Raw genomic sequence first — 21,429 nt, forward strand, 5'->3', positions numbered from 1 at the left:
CCGGGGCGCGGGGCCGTAGAAGGACAGTCGTAGAACATCTGACAGGAGGGCCGGGCAGTGAGCGCCGAACTGCGTCGTCTGAGTAACTACATCGCCGGAGAGTTCCGCGATGCCGCCGATGGACGGACCACGGACGTGGTCAACCCCGCGACGGGCGAGGCGTACGCCACCGCGCCGCTGTCCGGTCAGGCCGACGTCGACGCCGCGATGGAGGCCGCCGCCGCGGCCTTCCCCGCCTGGCGCGACCAGACCCCCGCCGAGCGCCAGAAGGCCCTCCTGAGGATCGCGGACGCCTTCGAGGAGCGCGCCGAGGAACTCATCGCCGCCGAGGTCGAGAACACGGGCAAGCCCATCGGACTCACCCGGTCCGAGGAGATCCCGCCGATGGTCGACCAGATCCGCTTCTTCGCGGGCGCGGCGCGCATGCTGGAGGGCCGGTCGGCCGGTGAGTACATGGAGGGCCTGACCTCGATCGTCCGCCGTGAACCGGTCGGTGTCTGCGCCCAGGTCGCGCCGTGGAACTACCCGATGATGATGGCCGTGTGGAAGTTCGCCCCGGCGCTCGCCGCGGGCAACACGGTCGTCCTCAAGCCGTCCGACACCACCCCGGCCTCCACGGTCCTGATCGCCGAGATCATCGGCTCGATCGTCCCCGAGGGTGTCTTCAACGTCATCTGCGGCGACCGTGACACCGGCCGCGCGATGGTCGAGCACCGGATCCCGGCCATGGCGTCCATCACCGGTTCCGTGCGGGCGGGCATCTCCGTCGCCGAGTCCGCGGCCAAGGACGTCAAGCGGGTCCACCTGGAGCTGGGCGGCAAAGCGCCGGTCGTGGTCTTCGAGGACACCGACATCGCCAAGGCCGTCGAGGACATCTCGGTGGCGGGATTCTTCAACGCCGGCCAGGACTGTACGGCCGCCACGCGCGTCCTCGTGCAGGAGTCCATCCACGACGAGTTCACGGCCGCGCTCGCCAAGGCCGCCGCCGACACGAAGACCGGGCAGCCGGACGACGAGGACGTGCTGTACGGGCCGCTCAACAACCCGAACCAGCTCAAGCAGGTCTCCGGCTTCATCGAGCGGCTGCCCGCGCACGCCAAGGTCGAGGCGGGCGGCCACCGGGTCGGCGAGAAGGGCTACTTCTACGCCCCGACCGTCGTCTCCGGCCTGAAGCAGGACGACGAGATCATCCAGAACGAGGTCTTCGGCCCGGTCATCACCGTCCAGTCCTTCACGGACGAGGCGCAGGCCGTCGAGTACGCGAACGGCGTCGAGTACGCGCTCGCCTCCTCCGTCTGGACGAAGGACCACGCGCGCGCGATGCGCATGTCCAAGGTCCTCGACTTCGGCTGCGTGTGGATCAACACGCACATCCCGCTGGTCGCGGAGATGCCGCACGGCGGCTTCAAGCACTCCGGCTACGGCAAGGACCTGTCGGGCTACGGCTTCGACGACTACACGCGGATCAAGCACGTCATGACGTCGCTCGGCTGAGCGTTTCGTACGCGGTACGCGGTAGGCGGTACGGGATGCGCGGTACGCGGCCCCGGGCGGGAGTGTTCCGTCCGGGGCCCCCGTGGTCGCCGTCCGCCGTTGAGGGCTGGTTGTGGGTGGGGGTGGTGTTCCCATCCCCGGTCACCGAACGCTGCAGCGGGCCCTGCGGTAGTCAACAAAGTGAATAAGGTATTTGTGGGATAGTGGTGGTCCACGGTGAAAGGGGCACCCCATGTCCGACAGCGGAGGCGGCTACCTGCGGTACGTCGCCCTGGGCGACAGCCAGACCGAAGGGCTCGGTGACGGTGACGACGTGACCGGGCTGCGCGGGTGCGCCGACCGGTTCGCGGAGGAACTGGCGAAGGGGTCCCCGGACGTCCTCTACGCCAATCTCGCCGTCCGCGGGCGCCTCGCCGGACAGGTGCGCGCCGAGCAGCTCCCGCCGGCCCTCGCGCTGCGGCCCGACGTGGCCACCGTGGTCGCCGGGATGAACGACCTGCTGCGGCCCCGCTTCGACGCGGACGAGGCGGGCGGCCACCTGGAGGCGATGTTCGCCGCGCTGACCGGGCAGGGTGCCCGCGTCGCGACGGTCACTTTTCCCGACATCGGCCGGATCAGCCCGCTGGCCCGCCCGCTCGGCCGCCGGGTCGTCGCCCTCAACTCCCGCATCCGGGAAGCGGCCGGACGCCATGGAGTGATCATCGCGGACATGTCCGCCCACGAGGTGGTGACGGACCCCCGGCTGTGGAGTCCGGACCGGCTGCACGCGAGCCCGCTCGGCCATGCGCGGATCGCCGCCGCGGTCGCGCACGCGTTCGGCCTGCCGGGCAGCGACGACACCTGGACGCTGCCCCTGCCGCCCGGTGCGTCGGTGCCCACGCGGCTGCGGGTCGTCGGCACGGAACTGCGTTGGGTCGGCGGCTTCCTGGGACCCTGGCTCGTACGCCGGGTCCGGGGCCGTTCGTCGGGCGACGGCAGGCAGGCCAAACGGCCTGAACTGCTCCCACCGGTCCGCCTCGCCGGACGCGTCCTTGACTGATCAACAACGTGACGAACAACGTGACGAACAACGTGATCAACGACGTGATCGACCCGGTGCTAGCTTGAGCGCATGGCGTTGCGCAACGCGGTGATGGCCGCGCTTCTGGAGGGCGAGGCGTCCGGATACGACCTCGCCAAGGGCTTCGAGGCCTCGGTCGCGAACTTCTGGATGGCCACCCCCCAGCAGCTCTACCGCGAACTGGAGCGCATGGAGGGCGAGGGGCTGGTCTCCGCCCGCGTCGTCCAGCAGGAGCGCCGGCCCAACAAACGGCTCTTCTCGCTGACCGACTCCGGTCGCCGGGTCCTGCGCGCGTTCGTCACCGAGGGCCCCGCGAAGCCCCTGGCCATCAGGGACGAACTGATGGTCAAGGTGCAGTGCGTCGACATCGGGGACACCGACGACATCGAGGCCGTACGGACCGCGGTCGCCGAGCGCGTCGAACGGTCCGCCGCCAAACTCGCCCGTTATCTACGTATGCGGGAGCGCATGCTGGCCGGCCGTACCGAGGACGAACACCTCGCGTCCGCCGACCGCATCGGCCCCTACCTCACCCTCCAGGGTGGCATCGCCCTGGAACGCGGGAACCTCCAGTGGGGCGAGACCGTCCTGAAGCGCCTCGCACAGCGCGTCGCGGTACTCGGCGGCCCGCCCCCCGCGCACACGGACGAACCGGGCTCCCCGATCACTTAACCCGCTCCGGCTGCCCTCACCCCTGAGGGCCCCCGAACGCCGCCCGGACGATCCGCTCGGCCACCGGGTTCATGCCCTCCGACTTCGCGTCGGTCGCGTTGACCGAGTACACGAGTGTGCGGGACAGATCGCGGGTGGCCGCCACGAGCGTGCTGTACCCGGGACGCGCCCCCGACTTCAGCCAGAGAACCGTGCCGTTGCCCATGTCGTACCTCTGGAGGCCGGCGCTCATGGTGGCGCCCGGCACGTCGGGGAGCGTGAACATCTCCTTCTCCAGGAGGGGCTGGGGGACCAGCCGGCCCCGGAACAGCGCGTACAGGAGCCGCTCCAGGTCCGCCGTCGTGGAGATCATGTCGCCCGCGGCCCACCGGTCCGACATGTTCCACTCGGTGGCGTCCACCAGCCTGCCGTCCGCCAGTCGCTGGTAGCCGCGGTTGTGCGGTCCGTGGATACGCGGGTCGGGGCCACCGGGGAAGGACGTGTGCCGCATCCCGGCCGGCCGCAGGACCCTTACCGCCGCCTGGTGCTCGTACGAGTCGCCGGTGACCTTCTCTATGAGGAGGCCGAGCACGGTGTAGTCGATGTTGCCGTAGTTCTGCCGCTCGTCGGGCCGGAAGGCGGGGCCGAGGGCGACCGAGGCGGCCACCACGTCCTCGGGTGTCAGCGTCTCGTACCGCCGCTCGTACCCCTCGCCGTTCACGTCCCCCAGCGACGAGCCCGGTTTCAGCCCGCTGGTGAAGGTGAGCAACTGCCGTACGGTGATGGGCTCGAAGGCCTTCGAGAGGAGGCCGGGGAGGTAGGTCTGGACGTGCCCGTCCAGGTCCACCCGGCCCTCGGCGGCGAGCTGGAGCACGACGGCCGCGGTGACCACCTTGGTCGTGGAACCGGCCCGGAAACGCCCGTCCGCCAGCGCCTCGCGCCCACTCGGCAGATCGTGCACCCCGGCGCCGCCCCGCCAGACACCGTCCGTGCCCGACACCCGTACGAGCGCGGCCGTCGCGTCGTCGTCCGGGAGCCGCGTGAGCGCGGCGCGCAGGGCCCGGCCGGTGGCCGGATCCACGGCCTGACGTACCGCGGAGGTTGTGGGCGGGGCGGCGGCGAGGGCGGATGCGGCCGACGGGCCCGCGGTCAGGCCCAGAACCACGAAGACGGCACAGGCGGCACAGGCGGTACGGACTCGGGCACGGACGTGCATCGGCAGACTCCCGGGTGATCGGTGACCTTCATCCTCCGGGAGGTACGCCGTGCCGCGGATCCTCCTTCGGGAGGGCGGCGACCCTGGCCGGTCCCCGAGCAACTTCGCTACGGGGCAAGGGTGTTGTCCGGGATCTCCCTGAGGGCCCCGCACCGGGTGATCCCTGAGACGCACGTCCGCCGGCGGCTTGTCCGCCCCCAGGACGGGCTCAGGACGGGCTCAGGGTGCGGAGGGTGTCGACGCGGTTCGTCGTGATCGAGTCGACGCCCGCCTCGAGGAGCCGCCGCATGGACCGCCGGGTGTCGGGCGTCCACACCGAGACCAGATACCCGTCTCGGTGGACCCGGTCGACGAGGTCGCGGTCCACCAGCCCGAAGCGGTAGTTGAGCCACCGGGGCCGTACGGCGTCCAGCAGCGCGGGCCGCGGCGGGGCGAGGCTCGTCCAGGTGAGGGCGATCTCGGCGGCGGGGTCGGCCGCGCGGACGGCGAGCATGGCGGCGGCCCCCGCGCAGTAGTACACGCGCTCCTCGGCGCCGAAGTCCCGGACGACACCGATGATCCGGCGGACGACGCGGGCGTCCGCCGGACCGGGCAGGTCGATCATGAGCCGGCCCTCGTCCGTCGCCTTGAGGGCCTCCTCCAGCGTGGGAATCCCGCCCGAGGTCAGCCCCCGCACCTCGTCGGCGGAGAGCGAGCGCAGCGGCCGGTCCTGTTCCCACAGCCGCTTCAGCGTGGCGTCGTGCAGCAGCACGGGCACGTCGTCCCGGGTCGGCCGGACGTCGATCTCGACGGCGTCCGCGCCCCGTCGGAGCGCGGAACGCAGGGAGTCGAGCGTGTTCTCACGGACGCGGTAGGGGTCGCCGCGATGGGCCACGGCAGTCACGGTACGCATCGGCCCATTGTGCTGGTGCGCCGGCTCAGGGCGCGAGCCACCCGGCGGTGTACGCGTCGATCTCCGCGGACAGGGCCGCCTTGCCGGGGGCGTCCAGGAAGGAGACGTCGACGGCGTTCTTGGCGAGCTCGGCCAGACCCCGCTCGTCGAGGTCGAGGAGGCGGGCGGCGACGGCGTACTCGTTGTTGAGGTCGGTGCCGAACATCGGCGGGTCGTCGGAGTTGATCGTGACGACGACGCCCGCGTCCACGAACGCCTTGAGGGGGTGCTCGTCGAGGGTGCGGACCGCGCGGGTGGCGATGTTCGAGGTGGGGCACACCTCCAGCGGGACGCGGTGCTCGGCGAGGTGCGCGAGGAGCTTGGGATCCTGGGCGGAGCTGGTGCCGTGGCCGATGCGCTCGGCGCGCAGGTCCGTCAGTGCGTCCCAGACCGTCTGCGGGCCCGTCGTCTCGCCCGCGTGCGGCACGGAGTGCAGGCCGGCCGCGATCGCCCGGTCGAAGTACGGCTTGAACTGCGGCCGGGGTACGCCGATCTCGGGGCCGCCGAGCCCGAAGGAGACCAGGCCCTCCGGGCGGAGCTTGTCGGTGGTGGCGAGCCGGACCGTCTCCTCGGCGGATTCGAGTCCAGCCTCGCCGGGGATGTCGAAGCACCAGCGCAGGACGGTGCCGAAGTCGGCTTCGGCGGCCTTGCGGGCGTCCTCGATGGCGTCCATGAAGGCGCCCTCGTCGATACCGCGGCGGGTCGACGAGAACGGCGTGAGCGTCAGCTCGGCGTAGCGGATCCGCTGCCGGGCCATGTCGCGGGCGACCTCGTACGTGAGGAGGCGGACGTCCTCGGGGGTGCGGATGAGGTCCACGACGGACAGGTACACGTCGATGAAGTGGGCGAAGTCCGTGAACGTGAAGTAGTCGACCAGGGCCTCGGGGTCCGTGGGCACCTTGGAGTCGGGGTGGCGGGCCGCCAGCTCGGAGACGATCCGGGGGGAGGCGGAGCCGACGTGGTGGACGTGCAGTTCGGCCTTGGGCAGTCCGGCGATGAAGGCGTGCAGGTCGGTCAAGGTTCCTCCCCAGGAACGGCGCCGGGCCGGGGTGCGGCGGGTGATCGGCTGATCGGTGGTGCGGTCATGCGGTGGTGCGGTGGTGCGGTGGTGCGGTGGTGCGGTGCTTCGAGGATCATCGTAGGCCGCGGGCGGCGGGCCGCGCGGGGGAGGCTTGGGCCTTAGCATGACGCCACGTACGACAGAGGGGACTCCGCGCATGTCCGAGGACGCGCAGGCATCGGGTGGGCCGGCCGACGAGCCGCGGAAGGTGTCGCTGGGCAAGCCGCCGGTCGAGCCGCCCGAGGCGAATCCTTGGGCTCCGCCGGTGGACGCGGGAGGCTCGCGGGGGTCCGGGCCGGACTCGGTGCACGACCGGCAGACCGTGATGTCGTTCCCGGCGGCGCCGGACCCGTACGCGGCTCCGGGGGCCTCCGCGGTTCCGCCGCCGCCCATCGCGCCGGGCGGGCCGGGGCAGACGCCGTACGGGTACGGGTACGGGTACGGACCTGGTCCTGGTCCTGGCCCGGTGCACGGACATGGACCTGCGCACGGTCACGATCACGGGCATGCGTATGGCCATCCGGCTTACCCCGTGCAGGGCGGGCCCGGTTACGGGTGGCCCGGGATGCCGGGGATGCCGGGGATGCCCATGGCGCCGAGCAATGGGCTGGGGACCGCGTCGCTGGTGCTCGGGATCGTCGCGGCGGTCGGGTTCTGCCTGTGGCCGGTGGCGCTCGTGTGCGGGGTTCTCGCGCTGGTCTTCGGGGGGATCGGGCGGGGGAGGGCTCGGCGGGGGCAGGCGACGAATGCGGGGCAGGCGTTGGCGGGGATCATCTGCGGGGCGGTCGGTGTCGCGCTGGGCATCGCCTTCCTGGTGGTGATCCTGGTCCTGTCGGACACGGAGAACGATGACTCGGGGACGGGCGGCGAGGGCTTCAGCACGTCGTTGACGGCGGCCGGGTGAGGGTTTTGCGCCGTTCCCCGCGCCCCTGGGAATGGCCCTGGTGGACGGACAAGCGCGGCTAAGCCGGGGTGACCCGCGCAGTTCCCCGCGCCCCTAAAAACACCCCGCCCCACCCGCGCCGAGCCGCATGGAGCACGCACCCACGTGCTCCGGCGCGGGCGGGAGCCCCGTCGTGCCCCTTCAGGGGCGCGGGGAACTGCGCGTCCAGCCCTGGCGGGCCCGCACGATGCCACGTGGCTCACCGGCACCGGGCTGTAGGGAGCACGTGCCCCACTTGTCGGGCCGCATGAGGCACCCCACGTGCTCCGGCCCGGGCGGCAGCGCTGTCGTGCCCCTTCAGGGGCGCGGAACTGCGCGCGTTCAGCCCCGGTCGGCCCGCTCGATGCCACTTCGCTCATCCGCGGCGGGCTGTAGGGAGCACGTGCCCCACCCGCGCCGGGCCGCATGAGGCACCCCACGTGCTCCGGCCCGGGCGGGAGCCCTGTCGTGCCCCTTCAGGGGCGCGGGGAACTGCGCGTCCGGCCCTGGCGGGCCCGCACGATGCCACGTGGCTCACCGGCACCGGGCTGCAGGGAGCACGTGCCCCACCCGCGCCGGGCCGCATGAGGCACCCCACGTGCTCCGGCCCGGGCGGCAGCGCTGTCGTGCCCCTTCAGGGGCGCGGGGAACTGCGCGTTCAGCCCCGGTGGGCCCGCGCGATGCCACATCGCTCACCCACGCCGGGCTGTAGGTAGCCACGCGCCCCACCTGCGCCGGGCTGCAGGAAGCCAAGCACCTCACCCGCCCCGCCCCGGCCCGCAGGGACCCACCCACCCGTCCAGCCGCGCCCGCCCGCCCCCCCCGGCAGGGGCCCCGCAGGGGCCGGTCAGGCCGCCTGCAAGCGTCTCCTCGCTGCCATCAGGGCGAAGCCCAACAAGTTCGGGCCCAGCCAGCGCGCCGGGTCGGACGCCCGTTCGTCGTCCGCGGCCAGCCCGATGCCCCAGACCCGGTCCACGGGGCTGGCCTCGACCAAGACCCTCCCCCACCCTTCGGCCGGGGGGACCCCCATCTCGCTTCGCTCGCCGGTCCCCACCAGGAACCCGCGGAGTTCGTCGTCGGACGCGAACTTCGCCACGCTTCCCTCCACCACGATCCCGAACCGCTCCCGCTCCCACACGCCCTCGTCGAACCCCCGGACCAGCCGCCCCGCCTTCTTCGCGAGCGCCGGATTCGGCGCGTCCAGCGCCCGCCGCTCTGCCTCCGCGTCACCGAAGAGCCGCGCCTTGCGCGCCATCATCCAGTGCTCCGCCGTGCGGTACTCCACCCCGTCCACCGTGAACGGCGACGGCCACCACTGGCTCAGACAGCTCGACCCGATCCGCCCGTCGGCCCGCGGCCGGTGCCCCCAGAAGTACAGGTACTTGACCTTCGCCCCGGCCCGGACCGCGCTGACCAGCGCCTCCCGGGACGTGATCCCCGCTTGGATCTCCCCCATGCACGCGAGTCTGGCACGCACCACTGACAATCCGTCCCGCCTTTTCCTCAGCGACTCGACACCTGGTCGACAGATTCCGTCGCGTAACCAAATGGCAACAACGGAATCACTTGTTGGAGCCCCATCGCTCTGTCAGGATCGGCACTCAAATCGAGCTGGAGCTACGCCGACCCCCTCGGGTCGGGGGAGTGCGGCGGAGGAGAGCGACATGCACAGTCCGGGCCATCGCTTCCGAGCGCGGGACCGCTTCGCGGACGGCGCCCAGTACATCGCGGGCCGGCCGGCCAACGGCACGTCAGGCCGCGGCCACACCGTCGTCGACCCCGCTACCGGCGACGACCTCCACACGTACGAGCTGGCCGGCCCGGCGGACGTGGACGCGGCGGTCGAGGCCGCGCGGGAGGCGTTCCCCGGCTGGTCCGGCGCCACCCCGGGCGAGCGCTCCGACGCCCTGCACCGCTTCGCCGCCGTGCTCGCCGAGCGCGCCGAGGAGTTCGCACAGGCGGAGTCCCTGCAGTGCGGCAAGCCGATCAAGCTCAGCAGGGACTTCGACGTCCCGGGCACGATCGACAACACCGCCTTCTTCGCGGGCGCGGCACGGCAACTTCAGGGGCAGTCCGCCGGTGAGTACTCCGGCGACCACACCTCGTACGTACGGAGGGAGCCGATCGGGGTCGTCGGCTCCATCGCCCCCTGGAACTATCCCCTCCAGATGGCCGCCTGGAAGGTCCTCCCGGCGATCGCCGCCGGCAACACGATCGTCCTCAAGCCCGCCGAGCTGACCCCCTTCACCTCCCTCCTGTTCGCCGAGGCGGCGACCGCGGCCGGCATCCCGGACGGGGTCGTCAACATCGTCACGGGGGCGGGCAGGGACGCCGGTGAGCACCTGGTCGGGCACCCGGACGTCGTCATGACCTCCTTCACCGGGTCCACCGCCGTCGGCAGGCGCGTCGCGGAGATCGCCACCGCCACCGTCAAGCGCCTCCACCTGGAACTCGGCGGCAAGGCCCCCTTCGTGGTCTTCGACGACGCCGACCTGGAGGCCGCCGTGCACGGCGCGGTCGCGGGCGCGCTCATCAACACGGGCCAGGACTGCACGGCCGCCACGCGCGCGTACGTGCAGAGGCCCCTCTACGAAGAGTTCGTCTCCAGGACCGCGGAGCTGATGGAGAGCGTCCGGCTCGGCGACCCGTTCGCCCCGGACACCGACCTCGGGCCGCTGATCTCCGTCGCCCAGCGCGACCGGGTCGCCGGGTTCGTCGACCGGGCGCGCTCCTACGCGCGCGTGGTCACCGGCGGCGAGATCCCGAAGGGCCTTGAGCACGGCGCGTACTACCGGCCGACCCTGATCGCCGACGCCGCGCAGGACAGCGAGATCGTGCAGTCCGAGATCTTCGGCCCGGTCCTGGTGGTCGTCCCCTTCGACAGCGACGACGAAGGCATCCGCCTCGCCAACGACACCCCGTACGGTCTCGCGGCCTCCGCCTGGAGCCGTGACGTGTACCGGGCGAACCGGGCCACGCGCGAGATCAGGGCGGGCTGTGTCTGGGTCAACGACCACATCCCGATCATCAGCGAGATGCCCCACGGCGGGTACAAGGCGTCCGGCTTCGGCAAGGACATGTCCTCGTACTCGTTCGAGGAGTACACACAGATCAAGCACGTCATGTTCGACAACACCGCGGTGGCCAGGAAGGACTGGCACCGCACGATCTTCGGGGACCGTTAGTCGCCATCGGCCCGGACCGGGCCGAAACCTCCCGAAAGGGCACCACGAGCATGGAGCAGTACGAGCCCGACCAACTGTCCCCGGCCCGACTGGCCGCCGTGCGGCGCGGCCTGCGCAACGGCAGGGCCTCCCTCAGCCGCCGTTCGCTGCTGCGCGCCTCGACGGGCGGCGCACTCGCCCTCGGCGGACTCGGGACCCTGAGCGCCTGCGGGATCCCGGCCGCGAAGAACACCGCGGGCGTCTCGTCCGAGGACCACTCGGCGAAGGAGAAGCGGATCAACTTCTCCAACTGGACCGAGTACATGGACGTCGACGACAGCGAGAAGCGGCACCCGACGCTCGACACGTTCGCCGAACGCACCGGCATCAAGGTCAAGTACACCGAGGACATCAACGACAACGTCGAGTTCTTCGGCAAGCTCAAGCCGCAGCTCGCGGCGGGCCAGGACACCGGGCGCGACCTCATCTGCGTCACCGACTGGCTGGCCGCCCGGCTGATCCGGTTCGGCTGGGTGCAGAAACTGGACGCGTCCAACCTGCCGCACGCCTACGCCAACCTCTCCCAGCAGTTCCGCACCCCCGACTGGGACCCGGGACGCGCCTACTCGTATCCCTGGACCGGTATCCCCACCGTCATCGCCTACAACAAGAAGGCGCTGGACGGTGTGGAGGTCACGTCCCTCTCCGACATGCTCGACAACCCCAAGCTCAAGGGGCGCATCGCCTTCCTCTCCGAGATGCGCGACAGCATCGGGATGACGCTGCTCGATCTCGGCAAGGACCCGGCGAAGTTCACCGACGACGACTTCGACGCGGCGATCGCCCGGCTGCAGAAGGCCGTCGACAAGGGCCAGATCCGCCGCTTCACCGGCAACGACTACACGTCCGACCTCACCAAGGGCGACCTCGCGGCCTGTGTCGCCTGGGCCGGTGACGTCGTCCAGCTCAAGGCGGACAGCCCGGACATCGACTTCGTCATCCCGGACAGCGGCTACATGATCTCCTCGGACAACCTGCTGGTCCCCAACAAGGCGCGGCACAAGGCCAACGCCGAGCGGCTCATCGACTACTACTACGAGCCCCGCCCCGCCGCGCAGCTGGCCGCGTACATCAACTACGTCTGTCCCGTCGACGGTGTGAAGGCCGAACTGGCGAAGATCGACAAGTCGGCGGCCGACAACCCGCTGATCATTCCCGACGCCGCCATGGCGGGCGCGTCCCACGCCTTCCGCTCGCTGAGCGCGAAGGAAGAGACGGCGTACGAAGAGAAGTTCGCGAAGCTGACGGGGGCGTGATCACCGTGACCACCAACAACAGTGCCAAGAGCGGCGCCAAGGGCGACGCGAAAAGCGGCGCGAAGGGCGAGGCGAAGACGGCCGCGGGCAGCGACGCGGAGGGCGGCGGCGATGTGCGCCTCTCCGGCATCAGCAAGACCTACGGCTCCTTCACCGCCGTCCGGCCGCTCGATCTGACCGTGCCCCAGGGGTCGTTCTTCGCCCTCCTGGGCGCGTCGGGCTGCGGCAAGACCACCACCCTGCGCATGATCGCCGGCCTGGAGGAACCTTCCTCCGGAACGGTCTTCCTCGGCACGCAGGACGTGACGAACCTGCCCCCCTACAAGCGGCCCGTGAACACCGTCTTCCAGTCGTACGCCCTCTTCCCGCACCTCGACATCTTCGAGAACGTCGCCTTCGGGCTGCGCCGGCGCGGCATCAAGTCGGTGAAGAAGCAGGTCGGCGAGATGCTCGACCTGGTCCAGCTCGGCGAGCAGGCCCGCAAGAAGCCGCACCAGCTCTCCGGCGGCCAGCAGCAGCGCGTCGCCGTCGCCCGCGCGCTGATCAACACCCCCAAGGTGCTCCTCCTCGACGAGCCCCTCGGCGCCCTCGACCTCAAGCTGCGCCGCCAGATGCAGCTGGAGCTCAAGCGCATCCAGACCGAGGTCGGCATCACCTTCATCCATGTCACGCACGACCAGGAGGAGGCCATGACGATGGCGGACTCGGTCGCCGTGATGAACGCGGGCCGGGTCGAGCAGCTCGGCTCGCCCGCCGACCTCTACGAGAACCCGCAGACCACCTTCGTCGCCAACTTCCTCGGCACCTCCAACCTCATCGAGGCCGAGGTCGACGCCAGGAGCGGCGACGAGATCGTCCTCAGGGCGGGTGACTGCAAGCTCGTCCTGCCCGGAGCGCGATGTTCGGCGTCCACCACGACCGGTGGAAAGGTCCTGGTCGGGGTCCGCCCCGAGAAGATCAGCCTCACGCACGCCGACGAGGCCGGCGAGATCCCGGCGGGCCGCAACCGCATCACCGGCACGATCGCCGACTCCAGTTTCATCGGCGTCTCCACGCAGTACGTCATCGACAGCCCGGTCTGCCCGGAGTTCGAGGTCTACGCCCAGAACATCGACCGCGACCCCCGGCTCGTACCCGGCGCGGAGGTCGTCCTGCACTGGAACCCGGCGCACACCTTCGGCCTCGACGCCGGCCAGGACATCGACGCGGGCATCGAGACCGTCGGGCCGGACGAGGGGGTGGCGGCCTGATGGCGACGGTTACCGAAGCGCCACCCCTGGCGCCCGCGCCCGCCCCGAAGGAGCGCCCTCCTCGGAAGAGAGGCCGCCTCACCCCGTACTGGCTGCTGCTCCCCGGCATCCTCTGGCTGGTCGTCTTCTTCGCGCTGCCGATGGTCTACCAGGCGTCCACGTCCGTGCAGACGGGCTCCCTGGAGGACGGCTACCAGGTCACCTGGCACTTCGCGACGTACTGGGACGCGGTGGCCGACTACTGGCCGCAGTTCCTGCGCTCCATCGCCTACGCCGGCACCGCCACGATGCTGTGTCTGCTGCTCGGTTACCCGCTCGCGTATCTCATCGCGTTCCGCGCGGGCCGCTGGCGCAACCTGATCCTGATCCTGGTCATCGCGCCCTTCTTCACCAGCTTCCTGATCCGCACGCTCGCCTGGAAGACGATCCTCGCGGACAGCGGCCCGGTCGTCGGTGCCCTCAACACGCTCCACGTCCTGGACGTCACCAGCTGGCTCGGCATCACCGCGGGCGACCGCGTCCTGGCCACCCCGCTCGCGGTGATCTGCGGCCTCACGTACAACTTCCTGCCGTTCATGATCCTGCCGCTCTACACCTCCCTCGAACGCATCGACGGGCGGCTGCACGAGGCGGCCGGTGATCTGTACGCGCGGCCCTTCACGACCTTCCGCAAGGTGACGTTCCCGCTGTCGATGCCCGGCGTCGTCTCCGGGACACTGCTCACGTTCATCCCGGCGAGCGGCGACTACGTGAACGCCGATCTGCTCGGCTCCACCGACACCCGCATGGTCGGAAACGTCATCCAGACGCAGTTCCTGCGCATTCTCGACTATCCGACGGCCGCCGCTCTCTCCTTCCTCCTCATGGCGGGAATTCTGGCGATCGTCACGCTCTACATCCGCAAGTCCGGGACGGAGGATCTGGTCTAGATGGGCCTCTTGCGCTGGTTCAGAAGCCGTCTCGTCGTCATCGCGGGTCTGCTGGCCCTCGGATATCTGCTGCTGCCCAACATCGTCGTCACCGTCTTCTCCTTCAACAATCCGAAGGGGCGCTTCAACTACGAATGGCAGCAGTTCTCCACGGACGCCTGGACCGATCCCTGCGGGGTCGCCGACCTCTGCGGCTCGCTCTCGCTGAGCCTGCAGATCGCCGCCTGGGCGACGGCGGGCGCCACCGTCCTCGGCACGATGATCGCCTTCGCGCTGGTCCGCTACCGCTTCCGCGCACGCGGCGCCGTGAACTCGCTGATCTTCCTCCCGATGGCGATGCCCGAGGTCGTCATGGCCGCCTCGCTGCTCACGCTCTTCCTCAACCTGGGCGCCCAGCTGGGCTTCTGGACGATCCTCATCGCCCACATCATGTTCTGTCTGAGCTTCGTGGTCACCGCCGTCAAGGCACGCGTGATGTCCATGGACCCGCGCCTGGAACAGGCCGCGCAGGACCTGTACGCGGGTCCCCTGCAGACCTTCCTGCGCGTCACGCTGCCCATCGCCGCGCCCGGTATCGCCGCGGGAGCGCTGCTCGCCTTCGCGCTCTCCTTCGACGATTTCATCATCACCAATTTCAACGCCGGTTCGACCGTCACGTTCCCGATGTTCGTCTGGGGTTCCGCACAGCGCGGAACACCCGTTCAGATCAATGTCATCGGTACGGCCATGTTCCTCATCGCCGTACTGTTCGTGCTGGCCGGAATGGTCATCAGCAACCGCCGCAACCGGCAAAAGGCGTCATGAGCCGAGACCGCAGCCGAGACCGAAACCGAAACGACGGCCGGACCGACGGCCGGACCGACGGCCGGACCGACGGCCGGACCGACGGCCGGACCGACGGCCGGACCGACGGCCGGGCCGAAAAGAATTGGGCGACGTCGCTGGCCGACGCCCAGCCGCTCTCGTACTGGCTGGACGACCCCGCCAAGCCCCGCCCCGAGCCCGCGCTCACCGCCGCCGAGACCTGTGACCTGCTCGTCGTCGGCGGTGGCTACAGCGGACTGTGGACCGCGCTCCTCGCCAAGGAGCGCGATCCCGCGCGCGAGGTGGTCCTGCTGGAGGGCCGCGAGGTGGGCTGGGCCGCCTCGGGCCGCAACGGCGGATTCTGCGCCGCCTCCCTCACCCACGGCCTGGCCAACGGCCTGACCCGCTGGCCCGACGAGATCCACAAGCTGGAAGAGCTGGGCGCCCGCAACCTCGACGGCATCGAGGCGACCGTCGCCCGCTACTCCCTCGACTGCGACTTCGAGCGCACCGGCGAGATCGACGTGGCGACCGCGCCGTACCAGGCGGCCGAACTGCGCGACTGGCACGAGGAGCTGAAGGAGCGGGGCCTCGCCGACGGCGTCGAGTACCTGGACACCGATGCCGTACGGGAGCAGGTGGACTCGCCCACCTTCCTCGGCGGCCTGTACGACCGCCGGGGCGTCGCCATGCTGCACCCCGCCAGACTCGCCTGGGGCCTCAAACGCGCCTGTGTCGGCCTCGGGGTGCGCGTGTACGAGAACACGCCCGCGCTCACCCTGAAGGCGTACGGCGCGGGCATGGCCGTACGCACGCCGTACGGGAGCGTGCGCGCCCGCCGGGTCGCCCTCGGTACGAACATCTTCCCGAACCTGGTCAAGCGCGTGCGCCCGTACACCGTGCCGGTCTACGACTACGCGCTGATGACCGAGCCGCTGACCGCCGGGCAGCTCGACTCGATCGGCTGGAAGAACCGGCAGGGGCTCGGGGACTCGGCGAACCAGTTCCACTACTTCCGGCTGTCCGCCGACAACCGGATCCTGTGGGGCGGCTACGACGCGGTGTACCCGTACGGCGGCCGGGTGCGCGCCGAGTACGACGACCGGCCGGACACGTACGCGAAGCTCGCCGGGCACTTCTTCACCTGCTTCCCGCAGCTGGAGGGCGTCCGCTTCACCCACGCCTGGGGCGGCGCGATCGACACGTGCTCCCGCTTCTCGGCCTTCTTCGGCACCGCGCACGGGGGCCGGGTCGCCTACGCGGCCGGCTACACGGGCCTCGGTGTCGGCGCGACCCGGTTCGGCGCGGACGTGATGCTCGACCTGCTGGCGGGGGAGCGCACGGAGCGTACGGCGCTGGAGATGGTCCGCAGGAAACCGCTGCCGTTCCCGCCGGAGCCGTTCGCGTGGACGGGCATCGCGCTCACCAAGTGGTCCCTCGCCCGGGCGGACGCGCACGGCGGCCGGCGCAATCTGTGGCTGCGGACCATGGACCGGGTGGGCCTCGGCTTCGACAGCTGAGGGCAGTGGCGGCTCGCCGGCAATTTGTTGCCGAAAGCCGCGTAATGCACGGCCCGGACCTCCCTCTCTCTCCTGTGACGCGACCGGCGTCGACACGCGAGAGGAAGGTTCCGCCATGACAGGGCACAGGACGGCGGTCGAGTGGCTGGCATCCGTGGCACCGGATCCCGACGTCTGCCGCTGGGAGTGGGAGCGCAACCCGACGGGGGTCGCGCTGCTGCCGGCGGGCAGGGTCTGGGACGTGCTCATCCTGCCGGGACAGCTCGGCTATCCGACGCTCGACGTGCTGTCCCGCGTGCTCGACCAGCCAGGTCCGGTGCTCGTCGACTTCGGCGACGCGCGCATGGGCTTCTTCGTCCCGCCGGGTACGGCCGCGCGCTGGCTGGGCACGGGGGTGCGCACGGCGGGGCGCGGTACGTGGATCGTCGTCCCGTATCCCGGGCGCTCGACCGGCGGGGTCCGCTGGCTGATCCCCCCGGACGGCTCCGGCACGCTCACCGACCCGGCGCTGCTGGAACTGGCCATGCACGAGGCGGCGGCGGGACTGGCGACCGGGGACCGCGGAGGATCCGGTGGCCGCGACGGGTTCGACGCGGGGTGACCGCGGCGACGGACGGCTGCCGGAGGTCTTGACAACAGAATTGGTCTGGACCAAGTTGGGCGCGCTCCCTCCCTCCCTCTCCCCCACGCCAGGAGGCACCCGTGGATCGCGCCAGACCCCTCCGCAGACCCGCTCACAGATCCGTCCTCGCCGTCTGCGCGGCCACCGTCCTGGCCGTGCCCGGGATGACCGCACTGTCGTCGGCCGCCCGTGCGGCCGACGCGGACCTGGCCCGCAACGGAGGGTTCGAGACCGGCCTGGACGGCTGGTCCTGCACGGCGGGCTCCGTCGTCGGCTCGCCCGTCCACAGCGGGGCCTCCGCGCTGCGGGCGACCCCGGCCGGCAGCGACAACGCACGGTGCGCGCAGACCGTGACGGTCAGGCCCGACTCCCAGTACACCCTCGCCGGGCACGTCCGCGGCTCCTACGTCTACCTCGGCGCGAGCGGCACCGGCACCACCGACGTCTCCGCCTGGACCCAGTCGGCACCGGACTGGCAGCGGCTCGCCACCACCTTCCGGACCGGCCCCTCCACCACCAGCGTCACGATCTACACCCACGGCTGGTACGGCACCGGCGCCTACCACACCGACGACATCTCCCTGGTCGGCCCCGGCGGCGACGCCGTGCAGCCCCCGGCCGCACCCGCCGCCCCCACGGTCGGCACGGTCACGTCCACCGGCGTCGGCCTGTCCTGGCCGGCGGTGCCGGGCGCGACGGGCTACGCGGTCTACCGCAACGGAACGAAGGACCGGACGGCGACCGGCACGTCGGCCACCGTCACCGGCCTCGCCCCCTCGACGGCGTACTCCTTCCAGGTCACCGCCGTGAACGCGGCCGGGGAGTCCGCGAAGTCCCCGGCCGTCACGGCGACCACCGCCGCGGGGCCGGGCGGCGGCGACCCGGCGGACCTCCCCGCCCACGCGCTGGTCGGCTACCTCCACGCGAGCTTCGCCAACGGCTCCGGCTACACGAGGATGGCCGACGTCCCGGACAGCTGGGACGTCATCGATCTGGCCTTCGGCGAACCGACCTCCGTGACCTCGGGCGACATCCGCTTCGACCGCTGCCCGGCGGCCGAGTGCCCCGGAGTCGAGTCCGACGCCGAGTTCAAGGCGGCGATCAAGGCGAAGCAGGCGGCCGGCAAGAAGGTCCTCATCTCGATCGGCGGCCAGAACGGCCAGGTGCAGCTGACGACCGCGGCGGCCCGCGACACGTTCGTCACCTCGGTCTCGAAGATCATCGACACGTACGGGCTCGACGGCCTGGACATCGACTTCGAAGGCCACTCCCTCTCCCTGAACGCCGACGACACCGACTTCAAGAACCCGAAGACCCCGGTGATCGTGAACCTCGTCTCGGCGCTCAAGACCCTCAAGGCGAAGTACGGCGACGACTTCGTCCTGACGATGGCCCCGGAGACGTTCTTCGTCCAACTCGGCTACCAGTACTACGGGACGGGCAAGTGGGGCGGCCAGGACCCGCGCGCCGGCGCGTACCTCCCGGTCATCCACGCCCTGCGCGACGACCTGTCGCTCCTGCACGTCCAGGACTACAACTCGGGCCCGGTCATGGGCCTCGACAACCAGTACCACTCCATGGGCGGAGCCGACTTCCACATCGCCATGACCGACATGCTCCTCACGGGCTTCCCCGTGGCGGGCGACGCGGCCAACGTCTTCCCGCCGCTGCGCCCGGACCAGGTGGCCATCGGCATGCCGGCCTCGGTGAACGCGGGCAACGGCCACGTACCGCCGAGCGAGGTGAACAAGTCCCTGGACTGCCTGACGAAGAAGACGAACTGCGGCTCATACACCCCGCACGGCACCTGGCCGTCCCTGCGCGGCCTGATGACCTGGTCGATCAACTGGGACCGCTTCGCCGGCTGGGAGTTCTCGAAGAACTTCGACGGTTACTTCGGCTGAGCGGCGTTGCTGCTGCTGGTCAGGAACCGCGCGAGTCCCAGCAGCAGCAGGGCGCTCAGACACCAGCTGCCCGCCACGTCCAGCGGCCAGTGGTAGCCGCGGCGGATCAGGCCGAGGCTCACGGCTGCCACCAGGACCAGGCAGGCGATGGTGAGTTCGCGGCGCAGGTAGCGGTTGCGGAGCCAGGGCAGCAGGAGGAGGACGGCGGCTCCGTACGCTACGGCGGCCGTGGCGGTGTGGCCCGAGGGGTAGTAGCCGTCGCCCGCCATACCGGGCGGGCCGGTGCGGCCGACGGCCTCCTTCAGCGGGACGACCAGGAGCGGCACGGCGGCCATGGTGAGCAGGGCCGCGAGCGGGGGCAGCCACCAGTGGGGGAGAGCCGCGCGCCGCGCCCGCCACGCGACGTACGCGGCGACCGCGGCCAGCACCGGGACGGCGACCGCGACGTTGCCGAGATCCGCGAGGAACTCGGCGGCACCCGTCGGCAGGCGGCTTCCCTCGACCGTCCGCGCGAGCCGCTCGTCGGCGCGGCGCACCGGGCCGTCGACGCAGACCTGCCAGGGTGAGAAGACCGAAAAGGGAGAGGAGGAAGAGGGGGGAGGAGGAGGGAGACAAGGGAGGGGTGGGGGAGTGGGTGGGATCCGGGGGTGGCGTCTCTCGGCCGGGGGCTTCGTCGGTGCTGCCGCTGTCGGAAACGCTGATCATGCGGTACAGCGTGCCAGCAGCATCCGGTCGGGCCCTGTCAGGGGCGCGGGGAACCGCGTGGGCGGTCGGGGCCCGGACGCGCCGAAAGGCTTGCACCAGGGGGGGTAGGTGCAAGCCCTTCGGTGGTTCTGATCGGGTTGTCGCGCGCCCCGGGGGGTTTGGGGCGAGCGACCGTCCGATCGGTGAGGAGACCCGGAGCACAAGGCTCCGGTTGTGTGCGCGAAGGCACGACCAGGGCGAAGCTGGGGAGGCCCCGTCCTGATACCGCCCACAGTCCCCTGTGGGCGGGGTGCATCTCTCATCTGCCTAGAACCTACGACAGCGCGAGGGCGTCCGACAGACGGATTCCGTTCCCGCCATGCACCTCGCACACCTTCTTCACACGCTCCGCTCCTGTGCCACGACGGACGGCCCGGACCGTGGGCCGATGAGAGAGGCTGCGCTCAGATGCGGGCAAGAGCCTGCTCGATCAGATGCGGGCAAGGGCCTGCTCGATGATGTCCAGCCCCTCGGTCAGCAGATCCTCGCCGATGACCAGTGGGGGCAGGAAGCGCAGCACGTTCCCGTAGGTGCCACAGGTCAGGACCAGCAGGCCCTCCTGGTGGCAGGCCTTGGCGAGCGCGGCGGTCGCCTCCGCGTTCGGCTCCTTCGTCGTACGGTCCTTGACCAGCTCGATCGCGATCATCGCGCCCCGCCCGCGGACGTCGCCGATGATGTCGAACTTCTCGGCCATCGCGCCCAGCCGGGCCTTCATGACGGCCTCGATGTTCTTCGCCCTCGCGTTGAGGTCCAGTTCCCTCATCGTCTCGATCGAGCCGAGCGCGCCGGCGCAGGCCACCGGGTTGCCGCCGTAGGTGCCGCCCAGACCGCCCGCGTGCGCGGCGTCCATGATCTCGGCGCGGCCCGTCACTGCGGCCAGCGGCAGACCGCCCGCGATGCCCTTGGCGGTGGTGATCAGGTCCGGGACGATGCCCTCGTCCTCGCACGCGAACCACTGGCCGGTACGGCAGAACCCGGACTGGATCTCGTCGGCGACGAAGACGATGCCGTTGGCGGTCGCGAACTCGCTGAGCGCCGGCAGGAAGCCCTTGGCGGGCTCGATGAAACCGCCCTCGCCGAGCACCGGCTCGATGATGATCGCGGCGACGTTGTCCGGGCCGACCTGCTTGGTGATCTCGTCGATGGCCTGTGCGGCGGCCTCGGCGCCCGCGTTCTCCGGACCGGTCGGCCAGCGGTAGCCGTACGCCACCGGGACGCGGTAGACCTCGGGTGCGAACGGCCCGAAGCCGTGCTTGTACGGCATGTTCTTCGCGGTCAGCGCCATCGTGAGGTTGGTGCGCCCGTGGTAGCCGTGGTCGAAGACGACGACCGCCTGCCGCTTGGTGTAGGCACGGGCGATCTTCACGGCGTTCTCGACGGCCTCGGCGCCGCTGTTGAACAGGGCGCTCTTCTTGGCGTGGTCCCCGGGGGTCAGCTCGGCGAGCGCCTCGGCGACGGCCACGTAACCCTCGTACGGCGTGACCATGAAACAGGTGTGGGTGAAGTCCTGGAGCTGGGCGGCGGCCCGGCGTACGACGGCCTCGGCGGAGGCGCCGACGGAGGTCACGGCGATACCGGAACCGAAGTCGATGAGCCGGTTGCCGTCGACGTCCTCAAGGATGCCGCCACCGGCGCGCGCGGTGAAGACGGGCAGCACGGACCCCACACCGGCAGCGACCGCGGCGGTGCGGCGGGCCTGCAGTTCCTGTGACTTCGGGCCGGGAATGGCGGTGACGATGCGGCGCTCCTGCGGAACTGCGCTCATGAGGGGCTCCCTGGGGTCGTGCGACGGGCTGACGGGTTTCCTTCCCTGCAGGCTAGGGCCGGGTGCGAGGCGTGGGC

18 protein-coding genes are annotated in these 21,429 nt (G+C 71.0%); 12 read left to right on the plus strand and 6 right to left on the minus strand.

From position 1 onward, the window contains the following. The first annotated feature begins 57 nt into the window (after positions 1-57). The 3 genes from K3769_RS29190 to K3769_RS29200 all read left to right on the plus strand — a co-directional run bounded on the left by K3769_RS29190 (position 58) and on the right by K3769_RS29200 (position 3,226). Entirely contained in the window at positions 58-1,494 is a 1,437-nt protein-coding gene (locus K3769_RS29190; RefSeq protein WP_267029243.1) for a gamma-aminobutyraldehyde dehydrogenase, read from the plus strand. Positions 1,495-1,726: 232 nt separating this feature from the next. Beyond that, positions 1,727-2,533: an SGNH/GDSL hydrolase family protein gene (locus K3769_RS29195; protein ID WP_267029244.1), complete on the plus strand. Its 807-nt coding sequence runs from the start codon at positions 1,727-1,729 to the stop codon at positions 2,531-2,533. Between the two features lie 72 nt (positions 2,534-2,605). Beyond that, on the plus strand, positions 2,606-3,226 hold the full coding sequence (locus K3769_RS29200) for a PadR family transcriptional regulator (protein WP_267029245.1): 621 nt from the start codon (positions 2,606-2,608) through the stop codon (positions 3,224-3,226). Positions 3,227-3,242: 16 nt separating this feature from the next. Here K3769_RS29200 and K3769_RS29205 read toward each other — a convergent pair whose 3' ends face one another. The 3 genes from K3769_RS29205 to K3769_RS29215 form a co-directional block, all read right to left on the minus strand. Continuing rightward, positions 3,243-4,421, minus strand: coding sequence for a serine hydrolase domain-containing protein (locus tag K3769_RS29205; protein WP_267029246.1), 1,179 nt, complete (start codon positions 4,419-4,421; stop codon positions 3,243-3,245). A gap of 208 nt (positions 4,422-4,629) precedes the next feature. After that, positions 4,630-5,313, minus strand: coding sequence for a glycerophosphodiester phosphodiesterase (locus K3769_RS29210; RefSeq protein ID WP_267029247.1), 684 nt, complete (start codon positions 5,311-5,313; stop codon positions 4,630-4,632). 25 nt (positions 5,314-5,338) lie between these two features. After that, positions 5,339-6,538 carry an adenosine deaminase gene (locus tag K3769_RS29215; protein WP_372515061.1) on the minus strand — a complete coding sequence of 400 codons (1,200 nt, stop codon included), beginning with the start codon at positions 6,536-6,538 and terminating at the stop codon, positions 5,339-5,341. A gap of 463 nt (positions 6,539-7,001) precedes the next feature. Between K3769_RS29215 and K3769_RS29220 the strand changes: the two genes are divergently transcribed. Then, on the plus strand, positions 7,002-7,316 hold the full coding sequence (locus K3769_RS29220; RefSeq protein WP_267029248.1) for a DUF4190 domain-containing protein: 315 nt from the start codon (positions 7,002-7,004) through the stop codon (positions 7,314-7,316). 865 nt (positions 7,317-8,181) lie between these two features. Here the strand turns inward: K3769_RS29220 and ybiA are convergent. After that, entirely contained in the window at positions 8,182-8,790 is a 609-nt protein-coding gene (gene ybiA / locus K3769_RS29225) for a riboflavin biosynthesis intermediates N-glycosidase (protein WP_267029249.1), read from the minus strand. 208 nt (positions 8,791-8,998) lie between these two features. Here ybiA and K3769_RS29230 point away from each other — a divergent pair, with 208 nt between their 5' ends. The 8 genes from K3769_RS29230 (at position 8,999) to K3769_RS29265 (ending at position 18,843) form a co-directional block, all read left to right on the plus strand. Next, a complete protein-coding gene (locus tag K3769_RS29230) occupies positions 8,999-10,519 on the plus strand; it encodes a gamma-aminobutyraldehyde dehydrogenase (protein ID WP_267029250.1) in 1,521 nt (506 codons plus the stop codon). A gap of 50 nt (positions 10,520-10,569) precedes the next feature. Further along, complete coding sequence (locus K3769_RS29235; protein WP_267029251.1) at positions 10,570-11,814, plus strand: polyamine ABC transporter substrate-binding protein; 1,245 nt, start codon at positions 10,570-10,572, stop codon at positions 11,812-11,814. A gap of 113 nt (positions 11,815-11,927) precedes the next feature. After that, positions 11,928-13,064: an ABC transporter ATP-binding protein gene (locus K3769_RS29240; protein ID WP_267031595.1), complete on the plus strand. Its 1,137-nt coding sequence runs from the start codon at positions 11,928-11,930 to the stop codon at positions 13,062-13,064. Then, entirely contained in the window at positions 13,064-13,993 is a 930-nt protein-coding gene (locus K3769_RS29245; protein WP_267029252.1) for an ABC transporter permease, read from the plus strand. Before K3769_RS29240 ends, K3769_RS29245 begins: the two co-directional genes overlap by 1 nt. Continuing rightward, entirely contained in the window at positions 13,994-14,797 is an 804-nt protein-coding gene (locus K3769_RS29250) for an ABC transporter permease (RefSeq protein WP_267029253.1), read from the plus strand. Further along, entirely contained in the window at positions 14,794-16,317 is a 1,524-nt protein-coding gene (locus K3769_RS29255) for an NAD(P)/FAD-dependent oxidoreductase (protein WP_267029254.1), read from the plus strand. Before K3769_RS29250 ends, K3769_RS29255 begins: the two co-directional genes overlap by 4 nt. Before the next feature lie 115 nt (positions 16,318-16,432). Next, positions 16,433-16,918: a hypothetical protein gene (locus tag K3769_RS29260; protein ID WP_267029255.1), complete on the plus strand. Its 486-nt coding sequence runs from the start codon at positions 16,433-16,435 to the stop codon at positions 16,916-16,918. A 101-nt stretch (positions 16,919-17,019) separates the two neighbouring features. Continuing rightward, positions 17,020-18,843: a chitinase gene (locus tag K3769_RS29265; RefSeq protein ID WP_267029256.1), complete on the plus strand. Its 1,824-nt coding sequence runs from the start codon at positions 17,020-17,022 to the stop codon at positions 18,841-18,843. On the opposite strand, the gene K3769_RS29270 is transcribed toward K3769_RS29265, so the two are convergent. Continuing rightward, positions 18,831-19,379 carry a phosphatase PAP2 family protein gene (locus K3769_RS29270; RefSeq protein WP_267029257.1) on the minus strand — a complete coding sequence of 183 codons (549 nt, stop codon included), beginning with the start codon at positions 19,377-19,379 and terminating at the stop codon, positions 18,831-18,833. The genes K3769_RS29265 and K3769_RS29270 overlap by 13 nt on opposite strands. A 638-nt stretch (positions 19,380-20,017) precedes the next feature. Further along, on the minus strand, positions 20,018-21,352 hold the full coding sequence (gene gabT / locus K3769_RS29280; RefSeq protein ID WP_267029258.1) for a 4-aminobutyrate--2-oxoglutarate transaminase: 1,335 nt from the start codon (positions 21,350-21,352) through the stop codon (positions 20,018-20,020). Positions 21,353-21,429: the final 77 nt, after the last annotated feature.

The sequence above is a fragment of the Streptomyces ortus genome, assembly GCF_026341275.1.
In the GTDB taxonomy this organism is placed as follows: Bacteria; Actinomycetota; Actinomycetes; order Streptomycetales; family Streptomycetaceae; genus Streptomyces; species Streptomyces ortus.